The organism is Streptomyces sp. NRRL F-5122, from assembly GCF_001507435.1.
Classification (GTDB): domain Bacteria; phylum Actinomycetota; class Actinomycetes; order Streptomycetales; family Streptomycetaceae; genus Streptomyces; species Streptomyces lannensis.
On sequence record NZ_LMWH01000116.1, the window covers coordinates 171619 to 194302 of the forward strand.

16 protein-coding genes are annotated in these 22684 nt (G+C 72.0%); 6 read left to right on the forward strand and 10 right to left on the reverse strand.

Going from position 1 to position 22684, the window contains the following annotated elements; all coding sequences use genetic code 11:
- Positions 1-66: 66 nt before the first annotated feature.
- On the reverse strand, positions 67-1464 hold the full coding sequence (locus ADL25_RS13855; protein WP_059128003.1) for a PLP-dependent aminotransferase family protein: 1398 nt from the start codon (positions 1462-1464) through the stop codon (positions 67-69).
- 476 nt (positions 1465-1940) lie between these two features.
- Here ADL25_RS13855 and ADL25_RS13860 point away from each other — a divergent pair, with 476 nt between their 5' ends.
- On the forward strand, positions 1941-3542 hold the full coding sequence (locus tag ADL25_RS13860; protein ID WP_059128004.1) for a bifunctional phosphatase PAP2/diacylglycerol kinase family protein: 1602 nt from the start codon (positions 1941-1943) through the stop codon (positions 3540-3542).
- Here the strand turns inward: ADL25_RS13860 and ADL25_RS13865 are convergent, their stop codons facing one another.
- The gene (locus ADL25_RS13865; protein WP_059128005.1) at positions 3543-5042 is read right to left on the reverse strand and encodes an MFS transporter; all 1500 of its coding nucleotides are present in this window, start codon (positions 5040-5042) and stop codon (positions 3543-3545) included.
- A gap of 227 nt (positions 5043-5269) precedes the next feature.
- On the opposite strand from ADL25_RS13865, the gene ADL25_RS13870 reads away from it, so the two are divergent.
- Positions 5270-5611 carry an ArsR/SmtB family transcription factor gene (locus ADL25_RS13870; protein WP_059128006.1) on the forward strand — a complete coding sequence of 114 codons (342 nt, stop codon included), beginning with the start codon at positions 5270-5272 and terminating at the stop codon, positions 5609-5611.
- Between the two features lie 6 nt (positions 5612-5617).
- Positions 5618-6145, forward strand: coding sequence for an SRPBCC family protein (locus tag ADL25_RS13875; RefSeq protein WP_059128007.1), 528 nt, complete (start codon positions 5618-5620; stop codon positions 6143-6145).
- 4 nt (positions 6146-6149) lie between these two features.
- Here the strand turns inward: ADL25_RS13875 and ADL25_RS13880 are convergent, their stop codons facing one another.
- The 5 genes from ADL25_RS13880 to ADL25_RS13900 all read right to left on the reverse strand — a co-directional run bounded on the left by ADL25_RS13880 (position 6150) and on the right by ADL25_RS13900 (position 13206).
- Positions 6150-8966 (reverse strand): NHLP bacteriocin export ABC transporter permease/ATPase subunit, encoded by a 2817-nt coding sequence (locus ADL25_RS13880; protein WP_059128008.1) that lies wholly within the window; start codon positions 8964-8966, stop codon positions 6150-6152.
- 1 nt (position 8967) lies between these two features.
- Complete coding sequence (locus ADL25_RS13885) at positions 8968-11202, reverse strand: NHLP family bacteriocin export ABC transporter peptidase/permease/ATPase subunit (RefSeq protein WP_079050326.1); 2235 nt, start codon at positions 11200-11202, stop codon at positions 8968-8970.
- Positions 11199-12005 carry an HlyD family efflux transporter periplasmic adaptor subunit gene (locus ADL25_RS13890; protein ID WP_059128010.1) on the reverse strand — a complete coding sequence of 269 codons (807 nt, stop codon included), beginning with the start codon at positions 12003-12005 and terminating at the stop codon, positions 11199-11201. The genes ADL25_RS13885 and ADL25_RS13890 overlap by 4 nt, the downstream gene beginning before the upstream one ends.
- 90 nt (positions 12006-12095) lie before the next feature.
- Positions 12096-12311, reverse strand: coding sequence for a hypothetical protein (locus tag ADL25_RS13895; RefSeq protein WP_059128011.1), 216 nt, complete (start codon positions 12309-12311; stop codon positions 12096-12098).
- Between the two features lie 487 nt (positions 12312-12798).
- On the reverse strand, positions 12799-13206 hold the full coding sequence (locus ADL25_RS13900) for a PaaI family thioesterase (protein ID WP_059128012.1): 408 nt from the start codon (positions 13204-13206) through the stop codon (positions 12799-12801).
- Between the two features lie 191 nt (positions 13207-13397).
- On the opposite strand from ADL25_RS13900, the gene ADL25_RS13905 reads away from it, so the two are divergent.
- Positions 13398-14684 carry a S1 family peptidase gene (locus ADL25_RS13905; protein WP_181923229.1) on the forward strand — a complete coding sequence of 429 codons (1287 nt, stop codon included), beginning with the start codon at positions 13398-13400 and terminating at the stop codon, positions 14682-14684.
- 86 nt (positions 14685-14770) lie between these two features.
- Here the strand turns inward: ADL25_RS13905 and ADL25_RS13910 are convergent, their stop codons facing one another.
- Both ADL25_RS13910 and ADL25_RS13915 read right to left on the reverse strand, forming a co-directional pair.
- Entirely contained in the window at positions 14771-16828 is a 2058-nt protein-coding gene (locus ADL25_RS13910; protein ID WP_079050352.1) for a PP2C family protein-serine/threonine phosphatase, read from the reverse strand.
- 203 nt (positions 16829-17031) lie between these two features.
- Positions 17032-17994, reverse strand: a complete 963-nt coding sequence (locus ADL25_RS13915) for a helix-turn-helix domain-containing protein (protein WP_079050327.1) — start codon at positions 17992-17994, stop codon at positions 17032-17034.
- 156 nt (positions 17995-18150) lie between these two features.
- Between ADL25_RS13915 and ADL25_RS13920 the strand changes: the two genes are divergently transcribed.
- Complete coding sequence (locus ADL25_RS13920; RefSeq protein WP_059128013.1) at positions 18151-20601, forward strand: SpoIIE family protein phosphatase; 2451 nt, start codon at positions 18151-18153, stop codon at positions 20599-20601.
- Positions 20602-20640: 39 nt separating this feature from the next.
- Positions 20641-21162 carry a metallophosphoesterase family protein gene (locus tag ADL25_RS13925; protein WP_059128014.1) on the forward strand — a complete coding sequence of 174 codons (522 nt, stop codon included), beginning with the start codon at positions 20641-20643 and terminating at the stop codon, positions 21160-21162.
- A 111-nt stretch (positions 21163-21273) separates the two neighbouring features.
- On the opposite strand, the gene ADL25_RS13930 is transcribed toward ADL25_RS13925, so the two are convergent.
- On the reverse strand, positions 21274-22392 hold the full coding sequence (locus ADL25_RS13930; protein ID WP_059128015.1) for an XdhC family protein: 1119 nt from the start codon (positions 22390-22392) through the stop codon (positions 21274-21276).
- Between the last annotated feature and the right edge of the window lie 292 nt (positions 22393-22684).

The window sequence follows — 22684 nt, forward strand, 5'->3', positions numbered from 1 at the left end:
AACGGCCGGCTGATATGTCCTTGGGTGGGCGACAGCGGCGGAATCCCGGGCGGGTGCGGCCGCGGTTCACGGCATCACTCTGCACAGGGTGTCCAGTGCACAGGCCCATGCGCTGTCGGGGGGAGCCGCGTAGTTGACCACGAGCGCGTCGATTTCGGGCAACTCCGGTGCCGATCCCGCCGGTTCGTAGCGGAACGCCGCGATCCCGGTCACCGCGAGGCCCTCCCGGGAAGCCGCCCGGACGACCGAGGACTCGGTTCCGCGGGGTAGTTCGAGGACCGCCAGGAGTCCGGCGGCCAGACCGGTCACGCGGACGGCGGGCGCCGTCCGGGCCAGGGCCGTCACCAGTTCGTCGCGGCGCCGCCGGTAGCGCAGTCGCATCGAGCGCACATGACGGTCGTACGCGCCGGAGGTGATGAACTCCGCGAGCGTCAACTGCCCCAGGGCGCTGCACATGTAGTCGCCGTGGCCCTTGGCCGCCACGATCTCCGGGACGAGTTCCTCCGGCAGCACCATCCAGCCGAGCCGCACACCGGGGGCCAGGGACTTGCTCACCGAGCCGAAGTACACCACCCGCTCCGGGGCGAGCCCTTGCAGCGCGCCCACCGGCGGACGGTCGTATCTGAACTCCCCGTCGTAGTCGTCCTCCATGATCAGCCCGCCGGTGGAGCACGCCCAGTGCACCGCCGCCGTGCGCCGGTCGGGATGCAGTGTGCCGCCGGTCGGGTGCTGGTGCGCGGGTGTCAGCACCACCGCGCCGACTCCGCGCAGCCGTGCCAAGTCGCCGATGCGGGCGCCGTGTTCGTCGACGCGGAGGGGATGGGTTCGAAGGCCGGCGCCGGTCAGCAGCTCGCGATGGAGGTCGAGACCGTACGACTCGACGGCCACCGCCCGTACCAGCCGCGGCCTGAGCGCCTGTGCCATCAGCGCGAGACCGTGGTGGAAGCCGGAACAGACGACGATCCGCTCCGGCACGGCGTACACCCCACGGGCCCGTGCCAGATAGTCCGCGAGGGCGGTGCGGAGCCGCATCTGCCCCAGGGCGTCGCCATAGCCGAAGGCATCGTTCGGCGCCGCGGTCAGCGCATGGCGCGCGGCGGTGAGCCACGCCCTGCGGGGGAATCCGGCAAGGTCCGGTGATCCCGGCTGCAATCCGAAGGCAGGACGCTGCCGTGCGGGTTTCGACCGGGCGGCCGGGTGGGCGGCGGCCGGGTTCGGTTCGGCGCGGCGGGCCACCCGGGTGCCGGAGCCCTGCCGCGCGGTGAGCCACCCCTCGGCGACGAGCTCGGCGTAGGAGTCGGCCACGGTGTTGCGGGAGACGCCGAGATCGGCGGCGAGCGAACGTGACGGTGGCAGCAGGGTGCCGGGCGCGAGCCTCCCCATGCGCACGGCCTCCCGAAGAGCGTGTGTGAGTCCGGTGCGCAGCCCCGGTCCACGCACGTCCAGATGCAGGTCGGTGATCATCGGACCGGACTTCTGCGGGAGGTTCTGATGGCACGTGTGGCACCTGTGGCATGTGTGGCACACAGACCCGGGGCCGCCGGCCGCGGGGACACCGCGCCGGGGTCCTCGGCGCGGCGGGCCGCCGGCGGAGTCGGTCGAAGAGTGATGGTCATACCCATACGACGCGACAGAGGACTGATCCGTGATGGACCGGCTCCTCGACGACCGGGGCCGCCGCTGCGTGCCGGTCGCGGGCCGACCCCCGCGCGAGCCGGCGGCCGTCGGGGCCCGGGGCGATCGGTTCCGGCGGCAAGGGCCCCGTGGTCCTGGCTCCGCCTGCGCCCGGTGTGCCTGCGTTCCGGCCCCGGCTCCATTCGGTGGGCCTGCCTTCCGGCGCTGCGGGACCGGTCCTTCCCGCTGCGCCGCCCGGGGCAGTCCCGTCACCGGTTGGGCGCGCCCCGGGTGCCCGCGCGGCGCCGTCCCGGTAGCCGTGGAGCATGCGCATCCTCGGCGAGCTGGACCAGCGTCTGTTCACCCGGGTCGCCACCGCCCGGGTGCCGGGTGCCGATCCGGCGCTCACCCGGCTGAGCCGTGGCGCCGACCACGGCCGGCTGTGGCTGGGCACGGCGGCCGCACTCGCCGCGCTCGGCGGTCACAGGGCCCGCCGCGCCGCGGTGCGCGGGATCGGTTCGCTCGCGATCGCCTCGCTCACCGTCAACACCGTCGTCAAGTGGAGTGCCCGGCGCCCGCGCCCGCTCCTCGACCTCGTGCCGTCGGTCCGCCATCTCACCCGGCAGCCCCGGAGCACGTCCTTCCCCTCCGGTCACTCCGCCTCGGCCGCGGCGTTCGTCACGGGGGTCGCACTCGAATCCACCCGCTACGGGGCAGTGGTCGCCCCCGTCGCGGCGGCCGTGGCGTTCTCCCGGGTCTACGTGGGCGCGCACTATCCCGGAGACGTCCTGGCCGGGTCGGCGATCGGGGTCGGCGCCGCGGTGCTCACCTGCCGGTGGTGGCCGCCGCGCCCGTCAAGCGCGGAGCCGGAGCGGCTGCCGGCCGAGGCGCCCGCGCTGCCCGACGGCGACGGGCTCGTCGTCTTCGTCAACGCCCGTGCCGGAACAGGGGCCGCGCCCGCCGCGCTGCCGCCCGCCGTCCTGCTCGAGGAACTCCTGCCCCGCGCCGAGATCGTCGAGTGCGGCCCGGACGACGACTTCGCCGCACTGCTCGACCGTGCAGTGCGACGGGCCGTCGAGCGCGGTGGCGCGCTCGGGGTGTACGGCGGGGACGGCACGGTCAACTCGGCGGCCCGGGAAGCCGCCAAGAACGGCCTGCCCCTCGCCGTGTTCCCCGGCGGCACTCTGAACCACTTCGCCCTCGACCTCGGTGTGCCGCACCCCGAGGACACCGCGTCCGCCGTCGTTCGGGGCGACGCCGTCAGCGTGGACGTCGCGGTGGCCGCACCCGTGGCGGGCCGGGGCCCCGATGCGGAGCCCGTCGAGTTCCTGAACACCTTCAGCATCGGGCTCTACCCCGACCTGGTCCGCCTCCGTGAGCGGCTCGAACGGCGGTGGGGCAAGTGGCCCGCTGCCGGCCTGGCGCTTGTGCGGGTGCTGCGCGACGCGACCCCCGTCGAGCTGTCCCTGAACGGCCGTTCCCGCCGGCTGTGGCTGCTGTTCGCCGGCAACTGCCGCTACGTCCCGGACGGCTTCGCCCCCGCTTCCAGGCCTTGCCTCGACGACGGACTGCTCGATCTGCGCGTCATCGACGGCGATCACCGGCTCGCTCGCACCAGGGTGGTGGTCTCGGCATTCGCCGGAGCGCTCGGCCGCTCCCGGGTCTACCGGGCCGAGCGTGTGTCCCGGGTGCAGCTGGACGGCGTCGAGGGCGCGGACACGTTCGCGTACGACGGCGAGGTCCACCCGGCCACCGGCGCACTGCGGTTGGAGAAGCGGCCCGGCACGCTCGTCGTGTACCGGCCCGCCGTTCCGGGGGACGAGATCGCCCGGAAGGCACGCCTGGCCGCCGCTGCCGCCCGTCACCACAACGGCGGGAGGGGCCGCCGTCTCCCTGCGGACGGCGGCCCCTCGGCCTCGGCGGACTGATCACATGTGGACGACCGGGGCATCGCCGGGGCCGGGCTGCGGTGTGCCGCGGCGGTAGAGCAGGAATGCGACGACCGCGCCCACGGCGAACAGTCCCGCCGACCACCAGAAGGCCGTGGTATAGCTCTCGATGGTCGCCTGCGCCCGGGCCGCCCTGTCGGCCGGGTTCCTGCCGGCGAGGTAGTCGGTCGCGGCGCTCGCGGCGAGTGTGTTCAGCAGCGCCGTGCCGATCGAACCGCCCACCTGCTGCATCGCGTTGACGGTCGCGGAGGCGACACCCGCGTCCTCGGGCGCGACCCCGCCGGTGGCGAGCTGCATCGCCGTCGGCATCACCAGACCGAGGCCCACACCGATCACGATCAGCTGCGGCAGCACCGCGCTCGCGTAGTGGGAGCCGAGCCCGATGCCGGTCAGCCAGGCCATGCCGACCGTCGCGATCGCGAAACCCAGCGGGATGACGGTCTTCGGGCCGATCCGCGGCAGCAGCACCGTGGTGCCGAGCTGGGCCGTCACCATCAGCGCGCCGACCATCGGCAGGAAGGCAACGCCGGTCTTCGTCGGACTGAAGCCCAGGTTCAACTGCAGGTAGTAGGTCAGGAAGAGGAAGACGCCGAACATGCCCGCGCCGGTGATCAGCACCGCGACGAACGACGATCCCCGGTCGCGGTCGAGCAGGACGCGCAGAGGCAGGAGCGGGTGCGCGGCGCGGGTCTGCCACCAGGCGAAGGCCCCGAGCAGCAGGCCTCCGGCGGCCAGGTAGCCCCAGGTCAACGGTGAACCCCAGTGGTGCGACTCGGCGTTGGAGAAGCCGTAGACCAGGGAGAAGAGGCCGCCCGCGACCAGGACCGTGCCCGGCACGTCCAGCTTGGAGTTCGCGGCGTCCCGGTGGTTGCCCAGCAGGATCCAGCCGCCAGCGAAGGCGACCACGGCGATGGCGACGTTCACATAGAGGGTCCAGCGCCAGTCGAGCGCGTCGGTGAGCACGCCGCCGAGCAGCAGCCCGACCGCGCCGCCCGCACCCGCGATCGCGCCGTAGACGCTGAAGGCCCTCGCCCGCTCACGGGCGTCCGTGAAGGTGGTGTTCAGCAGTGACAGCGCGGCCGGTGCGAGGAGCGCGCCGAAGGCGCCCTGCAGGGCGCGGGCGGTGACCAGCATGCCGAAGCCGGTCGCGGCCCCGCCCAGCGCGGAGGCCGCCGCGAAGCCGACGACCCCGACGAGGAAGGCGGGCTTGCGTCCGAAGAGGTCGGCCGTCCGTCCGCCGAGGAGCAGCAGGGACGCGAACGCCAGTGCGTAGGCGGTGACGATCCACTGCCGGTTGGCGTCGGAGAAGCCCAGGTCCGCCTGGGCGGACGGCAGGGCGATGTTCACGATGGTGGCGTCCAGGACCACCATCAACTGGGCGATCGCGATGATCGCGAGGATCCACCACCGCTTCGGTGAGGCCGCCGGGGGCGTGTCCACGGCGCTGGTGAGGGCGCCGTCCTTGACCGTCTGGGTCATCGGAGAACCACTCCAGGGAAAGTCGTCGCTCGGGTCACGGATTTGTAAACGAAACCGTTTCGTACACTTGGAGCGTAGGCGTGTTTCCGCGAAACGGCAACGTTTCGATAGATGGGTGCGCCAGGTCACATCGGCCGGCCAGGCCGCCTCCCCGTGGAGTGTGAAGGCGTGCGGGAGGCGCCGAACATGCCTTGACGGGAATATAACTGTTGAGGCATATTGAAGCGGTGTCCGACGCCCCCTTGTGGAACGCACTCGCCGACCCCCATCGACGGGCCATCGTCGCTCTGCTCCTGGAGCGACCGAGGACCGTGGGTGAGATCGTCGACGCCTGCGGTCTCAGCCAGCCCGGCACGTCCAAGCACCTGAAGGTGCTGCGCGACGCGGGCCTGGTTCGCGTGCGGCAGGACGCACAGCGCCGGGTGTACACGCTCGACCCGGCCCCGATCGCCACCCTCGACGCCTGGCTCGCCCCCTACCGCAGACTCTGGAACAGCAGCCTGGACGTGCTGGGGAGGCGTCTCGACGAAACCTCGGACGACAACGACGAACCCTCTGCGAAGGACTGATCCGCCATGGCCGCCGAACTCACCGGCACCTATGTCACCCTCGACGACGGCCGCCCCGCCGTCCGCTTCAGCCGTGTCTACGACCACCCCGTCGAGCGCGTCTGGCGGTTTGTCACCGACCCCGACGAACTCGCCCAGTGGTTCCCCTCCCGCGCGGAGTTCGACCTGCGCCCCGGCGGGACCGTCACCTTCAGCGGGGACCCGAACATGCCCGAGTCGACGGGCACGGTCGTGGCCGTCGACGCGCCCCGGCACCTCTCCTTCGAGTGGGGCGGCGACGAACTGCGCTTCGACCTGGAGGCGGTGGAGGAGAAGCGCACCCGGTTCACGCTCACCAACGTGCTGGGCGAGCGGAACACCGCCGCACGCAACGGCGCGGGCTGGGAGGTGTGCCTCTCCGCCCTGGACGCCAAGGCGCGCGGCGAGCACTTCGAGGGCCCGCACGCCGGGACGAGCAGCCCCTGGAAGGCGTTCTACGAAGGCTACGTCGCGGCCGGGATCCCCTCGGGAGCTCCCGTCCCCGGCGGCTCCTGACGGATCACGCCATCTGACGGCGCACCAGCTCGTGCAGCCGCCCGGAGGTGTCCGCGAGGAGTTGCGCCGGCGGGCCCTGCTGGGCGACCTTGCCGTCCTCCATCACGATGACCCGGTCCGCGTCCAGCACCGTGGACAGCCGGTGGGCGATCACGATGCGGGTGGCGTTGAGGGCCCGGGTCGACTCGATGACCTTGCGCTGGGTCTCGTTGTCCAGCGCGCTCGTCGCCTCGTCGAAGAACAGGATGCGCGGCCGGCGGATCAGCGCCTGCGCGATCATCAGTCGCTGCCGCTGGCCGCCGGAGACCGCGCCGCTGCCCTGGACGATGGTGTGCAGGCCCATCGGCATCCGCTTGATGTCCTCGGCGAGGCCCGCCATCTCCGCGGCGGCCATCGCCTCCTCCGGCGTGTAGGGCTCGGTCCCGCAGATGACGTCCAGGATCGAGCCGGTGAACGGCTGAGCGTGCTGGAGCACCACTCCGCACTGACGGCGCACAGCCGACTGGTCCAGCGCCGAGAGATCCTGCCCGTCGTACAGCACACTGCCCGAGACGGGCTTGTCGAAGCCGATCAGCAGGCGCAGCAGGGTGGACTTGCCGCAGCCGCTCGGGCCCACGATCGCGACGAACTCGCCCGGCTTCACCGAGAAGGACACGTCGTCGAGGACCAGCGGGCCGTCGTCGGAGTACCGGAACGAGAGCCGGCGGGCCTCGACGGCGCCGGACAGCACACCCGGGCGCGTGCTCGCGGTGCGCACCTCAGGTGTGGCGTCGAGCACCGGCCTGATCTCCTCGAACAGCGGCAGGGCCGCGACCACCGAGACGAACGCGCCGGTCAGCTGAGTGACCGAGGTGAGCAGCATGGTCACCGAGGTGGTGAAGGTGAGGAATCCCGCGGCCGACAGGGCACCCCTGGCCGGCCCGGCGAGCAGCATGAACAGCAGGAGTGAGCACAACGGCAGGTAGACGGCGCCCATCACGGTGGTCAGGTTCTTGATCCGGCCGACCTTCTGCTGGAGTTCGCGGCTGTGTGCGAACTCCCGCGCCCAGGCCGCGTACGCGTAGTTCTCGGCCGCCGCGACGCGCAGCTTCGGCAGACCGCGCAGGGTCTGGAACGCCTGGTTGTTCAGCTTGTTGCCGAGCCGCACCAACCGCCGCTGCCAGCGCACCTGCCACAGCCCGAGCCCCAGGAACACGGCCGTGATGACGACCAGCATGCCGATCGCGGCCAGTGCCATGGGGACGCTGTACCAGAGCAGCAGCGCCAGGTTCATGGCGCCCACCGTCACCGACTGGGCGACCACCGGACCGACCCCGGCGAGCAGCCGTCGGATGGCGCTGATGCCCATCGCGGCGCTGGCCAGTTCACCCGTGGAACGCTCGGTGAAGAACTTCGTCGGCAACCGCAGCAGGCGGTCCCAGACCGCGGGTTGCAGCGTGGCCTCGATCCGCCCCTCCAGGCGCAGGATCGTCAGGTTCTCCAGCAGCATGAACGCCGCCGCCACCACGGCGCTGACGATCAGGGCGAGGCAGACCTCGACGATCAGCCCCTCCTGCGCCCGGGGCACGAACTCGCCGAGTACCTTGCCGGTGGCGATGGGCACCAGCGCGCCGATGGCGACGGTGACCAGCCCGCTGAGCAGCAGGGCCGACAGATCGCCGCGCGTGCCCCACACACTGAAGCGCAGCAGCCGGAGCGGGCTCAACCGCTGTTCGGGGAGCGGACGGTAGAACATCACGCCCCGGGGCTCGAACTCCGCAGCGTTCGCCTTCTCGATCGGCGTCTCCCGCCCCGACGAAGGCTGGACCGCGACATAACCGCCGCGCCGCCACAGCAGCGCGACGGGCGCGCCGGACAAGGCCCTCAGGCCCACCATCGGACCCACGTCCTCGTGCCACCAGCGCCCGTGCAGCCGGACGGTGCGGATGCGGACGCGGGAGGCCAGCGCGATGCGCTCCACCGGATCGAGCCGGTCGCTCTCCGTGCCGCTCTGCGCGGGCTCGGAAAGGGTGATCCCGGCGGCACGCGCCACCAGCCGGCAGGCCGAGTACGTGGCGTCGGCGTCGGCCGCCGTGGTGTTCTTCGCCGACGTCTTGCCGATCGAGGCGAGCAGTGTCCGGTCGGCCTGGGCGCGCACCGCCTCGCCCGCCTTGATGCCCGCGGCCGTACGGGTCTCGTGGGTGCGCTCCAGTTGCTCGATCCACCGGTCGAGGGTGGCGAGGAGGCGGTACTGCTGGTCGACCATGCCCTGCCAGACCGCGGGGTCCATCAGCAGGTCGGCCGCGGCCTCCGCGCCGTACACGGAGCCGTACTGAATGCTGCCCGGCGGGACCTGCATCCAGAACACGTCGTCGTCGGTGATGTCGGCGGCCCGATCGGTGGCCATCGGCGCCTGGAAGAGGATCGACAGGCCCCGGCCGACCCCGAGCGCCAGTGCATACTCCAGCGGACTCGTCGTCGGCGGCACGTACTGGGGGTTGCCGTACGCGTCGTACGACCAGGTCTGGGTGTCGACGGGCTGGTACAGCTCGCGCAGCTGGATGCGGCGCACCACGCAGTCGCGCACCGGCCGGGCGACCAGGGTGTGCTGGGGACCCGCGACCGGGCCCAGCAGCAGGGAGCCCGCCTCCAGACGGCCGAGATGGTGCCAGTGGCCCTGCACGGCCGCGTCCACGGCGAACAGGTCCAGGGCACCGGAGGCGACCAGCCAGAGCACCTGCGGGCCCTGCAGATCGAGCCGGCCCGTCCCGGAGCAGTCGACCGGTGCTCCCATCTGGCCGAGGGCATCAAGAACGAGGTCGCCCTCGTGAACCGCCGTCATGTCACCGCTCCCTGACCAGATCGGCGTACGCGCCGCCGGACGCCACCAGGGCGTCGTGCCGCCCGCGTTCCACGATCGTGCCGTGCTGGAGCACGACGATCTCGTCGCTGTCGCGCACCGTGCTGAGCCGGTGGGCGATCACCACACAGGCGCAGCCGCGCTTGCGCAGGTTGTCGATCACGATCTGCTCGGTCTCCGCGTCCAGGGCGCTGGTCACCTCGTCGAGCACCAGGATGCTGGGGTCGCGCACCAGCGCCCGCGCGATCTCCAGTCGTTGGCGCTGACCGCCGGAGAAGTTCCGCCCGTCCTGCTCGACCCGGCTGTGGATGCCGCCCGGGCGCCGCATGACGACGTCGTACAGAGCCGCGTCCCGCAGTGCGGAGACCACCGCGTCGTCCGGGATCGACGGGTCCCACAGCGCCACGTTGTCGCGGACCGTGCCCTCGAAGAGGAAGACGTCCTGGTCGACGAAGGACACCGAGGCGGCGAGGGCGCCGCGCGGAATGTCCTCCAGGCGCTGGCCGTCGATGCGGATCACGCCCTCCCAGGGGGCGTACAGACCGGAGATCAGCCGGGACACCGTGGACTTGCCGCTGCCCGAGCCGCCGACCAGCGCCACCTGCTGACCCGGCCCGAGCGACAGGCTGAAGCCGCTCAACAGCGGCTTGTCCAGCGGGCTGTAGCCGAACGTGATGTTCTCCAGCTCCACATGGCCGTGCAGTCGGCGGGTCGAATCCCCGGAGCCGGGGCGTCCGTAGAGCGGATCGGCCTGGAAGTTCTCCACGTCCTTCAGCCGCGCCACGTCCGCCGCGAAGTCCTGGATGCGGCCCGCGACCCCGTTGAGGCGGGTGATCGGCGCGGTGAACCGGGTCACCAGGGCCTGGAAGGCGACCAGCAGACCGATCGAGATATGGCCCTCGACCGCCCGCAGACCGCCGATCCACAGGATCAGCGCGCTGTTGAGCGTGGCGAGCGTCGGCGCCACCACCCCGAGCCATGCGCTGGGCGCGCCGAGCCGTTGCTGCTCCTCCAGTGTGGTGGCGTGCTGGCCGGCCCACTTGCGGAAGTACCCGTCCTCACCGCCAGTCGCCTTCATCGTCTCGATCAGCTGCAGACCGGTGTACGCGGTGTTGGTGAGCCGGGCGCTGTCCGCGCGCAGCTTGGCCGTGCGGGTGGCCCGCAGCCGTACGACGACCCGCATGGCCACCACGTTGAGCAGTGCCACGCCGATGCCGACGAAGGTCAGTTGGGGATCGTAGGTGTACAGCAGCACCGCGTAGAGCACGACGACGACCGCGTCCACGCCGGCCGCGGCGAGGTCGCGGGCCAGGGTCTCGGCGACCGCGTCGTTGGACTGGAGTCGCTGCACCAGGTCGGCCGGGCTGCGCTGGGCGAAGAACGTCACCGGCAGCCGCAGCAGATGGCGCAGGAAGCGGGCGCTGGAGAGCGTGGAGGAGATGATGCGGCCGCGCAGCAGATTGGCCTGTTGCAGCCAGGTCAGTACGACGGTGAGCACCACGCATGCGCCCATCGACGTGAAGAGCACCCCCAGCAGCGAGGTCTGCCCGCCGATGAGGAACATGTCGATGTAGGTGCGGCTGAGCGCGGGCAGCGCCGCGCCGACCACCACCAGGAGGAGGCTCGCGAGGACCGCGGCCGGCATCGTCCCCGAAGTGCCGCGCAGCCGTGCGGGCATCGCGCCCATGATGCCCGGCCGGCGACCGCCCCTGGTGAAGCCCTCGCCCGGCTCCATGACCAGGACGACCCCGGTGAAGCTCGTGTCGAAGTCCTCCATCGGCACGAACCGGCGTCCCTTGCCGGGGTCGTTGATGTAGACGCCCCGGCGGCCGAAGCGCCGGCCCATGCCGTCGTAGACGACGTAGTGGTTGAACTCCCAGAACAGGATCGCTGGCGACCTGACCTCGGCCAGCGCGACCGTGTCCATCTGCATGCCCTTGGCCGTCAGGCCGTAACTGCGTGCCGCCTTCAGCAGATTGCTGGCCCGTGAGCCGTCGCGGGAGACACCGCAGGCGATGCGCAGTTCCTCGAGCGGGATGTGCCGGCCGTAGTGGCCGAGCACCATCGCCAGGGAGGCGGCGCCGCATTCGACGGCTTCCATCTGCAGCACGGTGGGTGTGCGCACGGTTTTCTGCCGGCCCTTGGGCACGGTGCGCCTTGGCGGTGCGGCACGGCGTCTGCCCCGCACCGGGGGCAATGTGTCCTGGGGGGCGGTCACGGCAGGAGCCAATCGACGGGACGCTGATCGGCCAGGCGGATCGAGCCAGTGGCCAGGGTCATGGAGGAGAGGATGAACGGCGGTCCTTCCGCCGACGACCACTTGTAGCCGCTCTTCGTGCGGCTCGACGGGTCGAGGCGCACGAGGACGGCCACCGGTCGGCCCTTCCTGGTGAACTGCTCGCCCAGCTGGCTGTCCCCGAGGAAGGCGGCGATCTGCTGCGCCGACTGGGCCGTGCGGTCCACGGACCGCACATGGCCGCGCAGCACGCCGTACGACTGGGCGGGCACGGACTGGACGGTGAGGTCGACGGAGGCGTCGGCCGGGATGGAGGCGGCGGTCTCGGCGGGGACGTAGACCGTCGCGTACAGGGGATCGGAGGCGTGCGCGACCTTCTCCACGGCGGCTACGTTCGTCCCGGTCTGGATGATCTGGCCGATGGTGGCGGCGAGTCCCGTGATGCGGCCCGCGGCGACCGTGCGCACCACAGAGTCGCCCTCGTTCGTACGTACCTTGAGGACCGGGGCGTCGGCGGGGAGCCTTTGCCCCTCCTTGGCCAGGACCGCGGTGACCTGTCCGGCCACGGGGCTTTGGAGGATGTAACTGCCTTCCCCGTGCGTGAGGATGGCGGGGGCGCCGACCGTGGAGGGCACCGAGCCGGTGACGGCCCACACGGACGCGGCCGCCATGGCGATCACCGTGACGCTCAGTACGAGCCATCCCTGGGGGCGCGCGAAGCGCACCGGGAGGTCGAGCTCTTCGGGTGACTGCAGCTTGGCGAGGGCCTGTTGGCGGAACTGCACGGAACTTCCCTCACCTGTCGGAGAGATTTGGGCATCGGAGAGTCCCGGAGCCGGGGTACGGCTCCGGGACTCAACGGCACAGAAGTGCGATCAGAGGCCGGCGACCAGCTGGGTGACCGGGGAGGTGTTCAGGCCGGTGACACCCTCGACGGTGCCGACAGCCGTACCGACCAGGCCGGAAACCGGGGCGACGCCGTCCACCAGGCCGGTGACGGTGCCGACGGCGTTCAGCTGCAGACCACCGGAAACGGCGTCGAGCTCGGCGTCCGAGATCTCGGCGGTCTCAACCTGGGGGGTGGAGTTCATGTGGGAACTTCCCTTCATATGGGTACTCATAAGGGGAGAGCGGCCCGCCTCTGGGGAAAGGCGAACGGCCGCGGACCCGCGGGGGCGTGGACCCGTCGCCGGGCTCTTCGGCGGTCCCGCGGTGCAATGGATCAAAGCACGCCGGTGCACGGCGATTCCACTCAACCACCGCTCTCACCAGGGCAATTGGAGGGCGGATTCGGCAATCCGTGCAGGCTTGCGCACGCCTTGGCGGCGACTTCTTCACATGCTGCGCGGGTTCGTCGCGAAAAAGTCCCTTGTCGCCCCGGAACCGAATGGGACAGTCCGCTCCAATGGCGCGGCCACCGGCGTGCGAGTGTGCAGATCCCTCGCGCGCGGTGACCTGGTTGCGCATTCGCTGTGCAGATTCCCTGAAACCGGGATTCCGTTCGGAATCGGAGACGGACGGTCACCGGGCGATGGCCCAGCGTGCTCACGTCGGATGCTGCGGTGACTTTCCGTGTGCTCAGCCGAGCAGTGCGTACACGGTGCTCGCCCGTGCCGCGAACTCCGTCGAACCCTCCGCGGTCATCGTGATGTCGGCGAACGCCATGCGCCGTCCTAGCTTGCCGAGGACCGCCTCCACCAGAACGTCCGCGTCCGTGACCGCGCGCTGGAAACTGGTGGACTGCTGCACCGTCGTCATCGGAACGAAGCCGCCGCGCGCCGCCGAGACGGCGATGACGGTCGCCGTGTCGGCGGCCGCCATCAGCGCTTGCCCCGACATGCCCCCGCCCTCCCGGGCGAGCCGCGTGGACCACGGCAGCCGCAGGACGGCCCGCCGGTCGGCCAGCTCCTCGACCGTCAGGCCCAGTTCGAGTACCCAGGGGGCGAAGTTGTCGGAGAGGAACTTGTCGGCCTCGGCAGGTGTCATACGTGATTCCTTCCCGCCGCCGCGCCCCGGCAGACGCGTTTGCCACCTATTTCACACTTTTGCATACGCCAACTCGGCCAGTTGCGGCGACGGTTGAACACCTCATGTGACGCGTGCGTATCAACAGGCATCCAAGCGCCCCGGTCAGCTGCCGGACGGCGGCTACGCACCCCGTCCCAGGAGGTCGAGAGTTGAGTCACAAACGCATACCCAAGCGCAAGGCCGCGATAGCGGCGGGCAGCGTGGCGGCGCTCGGAGCTGCGGCCCTTCTGCTGCCCAACGCCAACGCGTCACAGACGGACCCGTCCGGCGACGCCGCCCCCAGGACGTTCGGGGCGAACGACGTACCGGACCTCGCCGGGCGGCTGGCCTCACAACTCGGTGATGCCTTCGCGGGCTCGTACTACAACGCGGACAAGCAGCAGATCGTCGTCAACGTCGTCGGTAACGACAGCAACGCCGTCAGTACGGTCAAGAAAGCGGGCGCCGTCCCCAACCAGGTGCAGAACAGCACCTCCACGCTCCGGGCAGCCGCCGGGACGCTCAGGAGCCGGGCGACCATTCCCGGCACGGCCTGGTCCGTCGACCCGAGGACAAACGAAATCCGGGTCACCGCCGACAGCACCGTCACCGGCAACAGGTGGAACACCCTGGAGTCGACGGTGAAGAGCCTCGGCTCGGGTGTGGCCACCATCAAGAAGTCGGCGGGCACGTTCAAGACGTTCGTGTCGGGCGGCGACGCCATCTTTGCCCAGGAGAACGGCGGAACCGTCCGCTGCTCCCTCGGCTTCAACGTCACCGCGAGCGACGGCAGTCCCGCCTTCCTGACCGCCGGGCACTGCGGTGTGGCCGCCGCCCAGTGGTCGGACAGCGCGGGCGGCCAACCCATCGCCAGCGTCGACCAGGCGACCTTTCCCGGCGACGGCGACTTCTCGCTCGTGAAGTACGACGACCCCGCCACCCAGGCGCCGAGCGAGGTCGACGCCGGCAACGGGCAGACTGTCCAGATCAACCAGGCCGCGGACGCCGCGGTGGGCCAGCAGGTCTTCCGGATGGGCAGCACCACCGGTCTGCACGACGGCACCGTCACCGGTCTCGACGCCACCGTGAACTACCCGGAGGGCACGGTCACCGGTCTCATCCAGACCGACGTCTGCGCGGAGCCGGGTGACAGCGGCGGCTCCCTGTTCACCCAGGACGGCAGTGCGGTCGGACTGACCTCGGGCGGCAGCGGTGACTGCACGTCCGGTGGCGAGACCTTCTTCCAGCCGGTGACCACGGCGCTCCAGGCGACCGGCGCGACGCTCGGCGCGGGTGACGCGGCCGGCTCGGGCGATCAGAGTGTGGATCCCGGCAACACCGCGGACCCAGGTGACCAGGCAGGCGCCGGCGATCCGTCGGCCGGCGGAGCCGATCTGTCCGGCCGTTCGGAGAACCCCGGGGCGGGCGGCGGCCAGGCGCCCGAGGTGGGCCACTGACCTACGGGGACACAACTCGGTCCCATCCGGGCGACAAACGGTCCGGCCCTCCGGAGGGAGGGCCGGACCGCTGCGGGCGGTCCGTGTCAGACGGGCCTCACCGCCCGCAGGAGGAGCAGAGCCACATCGTCCGGGCGCTCCACCGCCGTGGCGGTGTCCCGCACCAACTGGTCGGCCAGCGCCTCCAAGGGCTCGTCGCCGTACAGCGCGAGCAGTTCCCCCAGTTCCGCCAGCGCGTCCTCGATGTCCACGCCCGGGGACTCGATCAGCCCGTCGGTGTACAGGGCCAGCACCGATCCCGGAGGCAGGGCGAACTCGGTCGTCGGATAACTGGCCTCCTCCTCGATCCCGAGCAGCGGCCCACCCGCCAGGTCGAGCACCCGGACCTGCCCGTCGGGCCGGCGCAGCAGCGGCGGCGGATGCCCCGCCCTCGCCATGACGACCCGCCCGGGCCCGGGGTCGAGCCGCAGATACACGCAGCTCGCGAACAACTCCACACCGAGATCGATCAGGAGCCGGTTGGTGCTGCGCATCACCGCGGCCGGCGGCTGTCCGACGGTCGTGTAGGCGCGGACGGCCGTACGGATCTGCCCCATCAGTCCCGCCGCGGTCACGTTGTGCCCCTGTACGTCCCCGAGCACCGCGGCCGCCCGGACACCAGTGGGCACCAGGTCGTAGAAGTCGCCCCCGATCTCCATGCCCAGGGTGGCGGGCAGATACCGGGCGGCCGCCTCGACGCCGGGCAGCGACGGCAGGGAGTGCGGCAGCAACGCCGCCTGCAGCCCCTGCGCCAGTTGCTGTTTGGCGTCGTACAGCAGGGCCCGCTCCAGGGCCTGCGCGATCAGTCCGCACAGGCTTGTGAGCACCGCCCGCTCGTCGGCCGGGAAGGGATGGGGTTCGGCGTACGCGAGCACACATGTGCCCACCGGACGGCCGGAGGCGATCAGGGGGAGGAACGCCCATGAAGCCATCCCGTCCTGGGTCCCCTGCCGTTTGGGATACAGACGCTCGAGCTGCTGCCAGGAGTCGAAGAAGGCGGGCACCCCGGTGGTCAGCACATGGGTCCCGGGGATCTGTTCGCTCAGTGGAACACCGTGCCAGCGCTCGATGACGTACGTGTCCGGGTAGCCGCGGTGGCCGAGCACATGCAGCCGCCCGCCGTGCGAGCCGAGGATGACCATGGCCTTGCAGCCGACGGCGGGCGCTATCTGGTCCGCGACGAGCTGGACAACGTCCTGCACCCCCACCGTCTCGGTGAGCGCGGTGGCGAGGTTCAGCAGGTGCGAGATCGTCACCAGGCGCGCGGTGCCCCGGGCCGGCATGCCGGCGGGGCGGCCCGTCCCGGCGAGCGGGCGGGCCCGGGCGATACGCACGCTCAGCCCGTCGCTGCCCGGGTACAGACGGAAGGAGAGCCAGTCGCCCGGGGGGCGGAGCGCCACGAACGAGGTCACCTGCCCGCTGATCAGCGCCGCCCGGTAACGGTCCTCGTACATCGGATCGTTGAGCCAGGGCACCGCGGCCCACAACGGGGAGCCGATCAGGGCGCCGGCCGGTACGCCGAGCATCTCGGCGGCGGCCGGGTTCATGTAGGAGATGCTTCCGTGCAGGTCGAGCGCGCACAGCCCGTGCGGCAGGCGTGCCGCCATCCGGGCCGCCTCGGCGGAACCGGCGGTGCCCCCGGCGAGCGCGGTGCGCCGGGTGGTGAGCCGGCCGGGGTCGGGGCCGAGCGGCAGATTTCCGGCGTCCGCCCGCTCCAGGCGCCACGCCAGCCGCTCGCAGGCGGCGGTCAGATGGTCGCGCTCCCACTCGGCGAGCTCCGGCGGACGGGAACCGGGCCAGGTCACATAGATCGCGCCGTACGCGGTGCCCGGTGTCGCCACCGGCAGGGCGGCCAGGGCGAAGGGATAGGGCAGCACCACGGCGATACGCGGGAAGCGGGCGGCCATCTGCTCCTCGCCGTTCACCCAGATCAGCCGCAGCTCCCTGAGAGCCTGGGCGACAGGGAGCGGTGCGGAGAGGCCGACGCGCTCCCAGGGGGCGGTGAACGCGCGGGGCAGTCCCGCCTTGACCGCCATCTCCAGGACGGGCTCGTCGGGTGCCAGCAGATACACCGCGCCCGAGTGTGCGTGCACGTCGTCGAGCATGGCGGCCAGGGCCGACGACAGCAGTGGCCGCACCACCGGCGCCAGGACGGTGGGTTCCCGTGTCGGCGCCTGCCGCTGGGGCACGCCGACCACCTCCTCGTTCGGCCGCCCTACGGGTCCCCGGGGTCAGGGCCCTCCCGGAGGGCGGCCGTGCACACGGCCGCCCGCAGGCCGGGGATCGGACTCGTACCGCTCATGACCGGTCACCCTCCGTCAGGGGCGCGCCGGCCGGAAGGACGTGTGCGCGGTGCGACATCCTCGGCACCCCGGCTCCCGGCGGAGGCCGCACCGAGGGCCGTGCCCGCGGCGGTTCCCGGCGCGCCCTGCCTCTCCGGTCGCTCGCCGGAGGCGTGCAGACTCGCCAGCAGCGCCAGCAGTTCGGCGCTGCGGCTGCCGGGCTCGGGGTGGAAGACGACGAGCGTGAGCCCGTCCGTACCGCCGACCTCGAACTTGTTCGAGTGCAGTTCCAGATCGCCGACCTGGGGATGGTTCAGCCTGCTGAGCCGGCTGCGGCGCGGCCGCACGTCATGCCGGCCCCACAGCAGGCGGAAGCGCTCACTGCGTACGGACAGCTCGCCCACCAGTTCCACCAGCCGTGGGTCGTCGACGTCGGTACCGGCATGGGCGCGCAGACTCGCGACGCCCTCGGCGGTCGCCTCCTCCCAGTCACGGCGCAGGGCCTGCTCGGCCGGGTCGAGGAAGACGGCCCGCAGCAGGTTGACACCGGGCGCGTAGGCGGGGGAGAGGGCGGCGGCCAGTGCGTTGACCGCGAGGACGTCCGTGAACCTGTTCTGGACGTACGCCGGATTGCCCGTCCAGCCGTCGATGAGCTGACGGATGCTCAGGGGGACCTTCTCGGATCGCGTGGTCCTTCTGCGGGAGCCGGATCCGCCGGGCTGTGTCAGACCGATCAGGTGCGCGGTCGCGTCGTCGTCCAGCTGCAGCACCCGGGCGAGCGCCTGGAGGACCTGGACGGAGGGATGGCGATCGCGCCCCTGTTCGAGCCTCAGGTAGTAGTCGGAGCTGATGCCGGCGAGCAAGGCGACCTCCTCGCGGCGCAGGCCCGGCACCCGGCGCAGTCCGCCACCTGCGATACCCGCGTCCTCGGGCCGGATCAGGGCCCGCCGGGCGCGCAGGAAGTCGCCGAGCGCATTCGTGCCGTTCATATGACCACCGTATGGCCGGTCCCGGATTCCTGGGTGGCCCTGTCACTCCCAGGAACCGGCAGGCGGCGGGGCACGCGGCGCTCCGCACCACCGACACGTGGGATCGGCACCTTCACAGGGGCTGCGCGAGCGTCTGCAAAGCGCTGTAATGGCCGAATGGGCAGTGACGGCGCTGCGGGACGCAGAACGAGAACACTCCGTGCCGAACTTGCCCTCAAGACCCTCAGTGCGGACCTCGATCCGCGCGAGCGCCTGCGCCGCACCCTGGAACAGGCGCTCGTCTTCGCCGGAGCGACGCTGGCGGCCGTCTACGTCCCGGCGGCCGACGGGGACCGGTTGTGCCTCACCGAGTCCGCCGGTGTACCGCGCGCGCTGTACGGACTCCGCGACGTCTACCCCCTGTCCGCCGGTGGCCCCGCGGCGGACGCGCACCGCTCGGGGCGCCCCGTATGGCTGACCGCCGAGGACCTGGCCCGCTGTCCTGCCGCGCAGCGGCTGCCCGTCAGGGACTTCTCGCTCGCCGCCCTGCCGTTGCGGGAAGGGGGGTGCCTGGTCGCCGTCGGTGACGCCCTGGGGGGCTTCGACGCCGAGGAACGTGAATGTCTCCGTCTTCTGGCCGAGGCCGTCACCGGTCCCGTTCCGGCCGAGGACCAGGCCAAGGAGCTGTCGGCCAGTTTCTTCAGCCTCACGGTGGAAAGCGGCCGGGTCGAGGTCGATGACGAGATGCTGCGCCTGTTCGGCATCGAGCCCGAGGAGTTCGACGGCAGGGTCGAGACCCTGCTCTCCCGGACCGTGCCGGACGATCTGCCCTCGCTGATGTCCGTGGTCGAGGCCGACCACATGTCCATCGGCGACCGGGAACTGGAGTTCCGCATCCTCCAGCCGTCCGGCGAGCCCAAGTGGCTCCGGCTGCGCGGGCGGCTGCTGCCCGCCGGGCAGGGCCAGCCGGCACGGCTGGTGGGATCGGTCGCCGACGCCTCCAAGCTGCGCCCCGCCGTCAGCGACGTCACCCGCATCCAGCGGCTCGCTGCGGCCCTCGCCACCGCGGGCACCGTCCGTGACGTCGGCCGGGCCGTGGTGTCCGCCCTGCGCAAACCGCTGCGGGCCGACCGCGTCGCCCTCGCCGAGTTGGAGGGCGACCGGCTCGTGGTGACCGTGCTCGACCCGCCCGAACCGGAGGTGTGGCCGGAGCTGTGGCGGACCGAGTGGCGTTCGGAGTGGCCCGACGCACCGGTGCGGGCCATGCCCACGCTCGCCGCGGCGCTGAGCGAGGGCCGCGCCGCGGTCTGGCCCGCGGGCTCCGAACTGGAGCCCGCGCTCGCGGACGTCGGTCCCGGCGGCCTCGCCGTGCTGCCGCTGACCGCCGGAGGCAGTACGGCCGGCGCCTGCCTGATCGGCTGGGACGAGCCGCACGACTTCGCACCCGACGAACGTGCTCTGCTCACCGCCGTGGCGGGTCTCGCCGGACAGGCGCTGGTGCGCGCCCACGCCTTCGACGCCGAGCACGAACTGATCGGCATGCTTCAACGAGCCCTTCTGCCGCGCCGCCTGCCCCGGCTGCCCGGCGCGGTCGCCGTCGCGCGCTATCTGCCCACCACCGCGGGTCTCGAGCTCGGCGGAGACTGGTACGACGTCATCCCGCTGACCGACAACCACGTCGCCTTCGTCATCGGCGACGTCCAGGGGCACAACGCCGGCGCCGCCACACTGATGGGCCAGATGCGCACGGCGCTGCGGGCGTACGCGGTCGAGGGCCACCCCCCGGACGTCGTCGTCTCGCACGCCAATCGGCTCCTCGTGGACATGGAGTCCGATCTGTTCGCCACCTGCTGCTACGTCGATGTCGACATGGAGGAGGGCTCCGCCTGGTTCGTCCGCGCCGGTCACCTCGCACCCGTGCTGAGGTATCCGGACGGCCGCACGGAGATCGCCGAGTCGGAGGGCGGTCCGCCCCTCGGCGTCGTCGAACGCGCCGACTTCCCGATGAGCCCGCTGCGGCTGCAGCCGGGCACGATCCTCGCGCTGACCACGGACGGCCTGGTCGAGTCGGCCGCCGTCGACATCGACACCGGTCTCGCGCGGCTGGCCGACGAGCTGTCCGCCTCCGATCCGGGCCACCTCGGGCTGGTCGCGGACGCCCTCCTCGCCGGTGCGAACCGCAGCGACGACGTGGCGCTGCTGCTGGTGCGCTACGACGGCATGGCGGCGCGCCCGCAGCGCGAGAGCTGGACGGTGTGGCGTGTCCCGGAGGCGGTCCGGCACGCGCGCCGCTTCACCCGGCGTACCCTGCGCGCCTGGGGCGTCACCGAGGACGTCGACACGGTGCTCCTCGTCGTCTCCGAACTCGTCACCAACGCCCTGGTCCACACCGGCGGTCCGGTCCGTCTTCACCTCACCCTCTTCAACCACCGACTCCGCATCGCGGTATCGGACAACTCGGCGCGTACGCCCATCAAACCGACGAGCATCGGCTGGGAGGCGACGGGCGGCCGCGGCATCCTCCTCGTCGAGGCCATGTCGGCGGCGTGGGGAACCGTCCCCGTCAGCGGCGGCAAGCAGGTGTGGGCGGACGTGTTCCTGGAGGAGGGGCCGTCGGCACGCGCCTGACCGGAGGCCCGGGGTCCGGCGTCGTGACACCCTGACGTCGTGCGTCTGCTGCTGATGTCCGACACCCACCTGCCCAAGCGGGCCAGGGAACTTCCCCCGGAACTGGTCGCCGAACTGCCGCGCGCCGACGTCGTGATCCACGCCGGCGACTGGGTGGACGTCGCCACTCTCGACCTGCTGGAGAACCGGTCCGCGCGGCTGATCGGCGTCCACGGAAACAACGACGGGGCCGAACTGCGCGCCCGGCTCCCCGAGGTGGCGCGTGCCGAACTCGGCGGTCTGCGCCTCGGCGTGGTCCACGAGACGGGCGGCGCCCGGGGCAGGGAGCGCCGGTGCGCCGAGCGCTTCCCCGACCTCGATGTGCTGGTCTTCGGTCACAGCCACATCCCGTGGGACTCCGTCACGGACACCGGGCTGCGTCTGCTCAACCCGGGCTCCCCGACAGACCGCCGGCGTCAGCCGCACTGCACCTACCTGACCGCGACGGTGTCCGGCGGTGAGCTGACGGACGTGGTGCTGCACCGGCTGCAGCCACGCGCCGGCAGGACCACGCGGGCCTGAGCCCGGCTCGTCACGCCCGACGGGGCGTGCGCACCCGGACCGTCGTACGCGTGGCCACACCGGTACCGCCACGACGAGGGCGCCGCCGCGTCCGTCGCCGCCGGACGGCCACTACAGCGACTCGCAGCGCACCCGGTTCGGATGGATCGCCCCCGAGGTCGCCGCCAGCGGTCCTCCGCTGCCGCCCCAGCGCAGTGCGACGATCTCGGCGGCCACCGACACCGCCACCTCCTCGGGGGTGCGCGCCCCGAGATCCAGGCCGATGGGCGAGCGCAGCCGGGCGAGTTCGGCCTCCGTCAGTCCTGCCTCGGTCAGCCGCTTCATCCGGTCGTCGTGGGTGCGGCGGCTGCCCATCGCGCCGATGTACGCGGCCGGCCTGCGCAGTGCCTCCTCCAGCAGCGGCACGTCGAACTTCGGGTCGTGGGTCAGCACGCAGATCACCGTGCGGTCGTCGGTGGCGGTGCCGTGCAGATAGCGGTGCGGCCAGTCCACGACGACCTCCGCACCCTCCGGGAACCGCTTCGCAGTGGCGAACACCGGACGGGCGTCGCAGACCGTGACCCGATAGCCGAGGAAGTCGCCGATACGGGCCACCGCGGCCGCGTAGTCGATGGCGCCGAAGACCAGCATCCGCGGCGGTGGCGCGAAGGAGTGCAGAAAGACCGTGACGGCGTCCTCGCGTCGTTCGCCGTGCCGGCCGTAGTGCCGCCGGCCGGTGGCACCGAGTGCGAGTCCGCCGCGCGCGTCGGCGGTGACCGCGGCGTCCAGACCGCTCGAGCCGAGCGAGCCCGACACCTCGTCGGGCCATACGGCGAGGGTGGCACCCCGCGGTGCGGGGCCGTCGATCACCGTGGCCACGGTGACCGGTCGACCGGCCGCCACCGACTCGGCCACCGCCCCGAACGAGACGTCCTCCGCCGGTGTCACCCGGCGCACCAGCAAAGTGATCTCCCCGCCGCAGGTGAGCCCCACGGCGAACGCATCCTCGTCGCTGTAGCCGAAGGTCTCCACCCGCGTCTCGCCCGATTCGACGACCTCCTGGGCGAGTTCGAACACCGCCCCCTCGACGCAGCCGCCCGAGACGCTGCCGACCACCTCGTCCCCGGGACCGACGGCCATCGCCGCTCCCGGCCCGCGAGGCGCGCTGCGGCTCACGGCCACGACCGTGGCGAGCCCGAAAGGGGATCCCGTCGTGTACCACCGGTGCAGCGCCGGGAGGATCTCACGCATCGCGCGTTCCCTCGATCACGCTTCCGCTCCTCTCACCACCGCGGCCTGGCGTTCCGGCGTGGCCGGAATCCGCCCCTCGACAACAGCGTCCACGCTCGGCGGCGCCACCGCCATACCGGCCGCCGGCGACGCGGCCCCCCGGGCGGGCCTCGAGCCCTCCGGACCGGGTTCACCCGGGGCGAAAGCCGGTGCAGTCGGCGCGCCCGGGGCCCCGGCACCGTGGGCCGGTCGCCTTCCCTTCCGTCCGACGGCGGCGCCCGGTCGAGGGGGCCACGCGGGCGCGGCGAGCGCG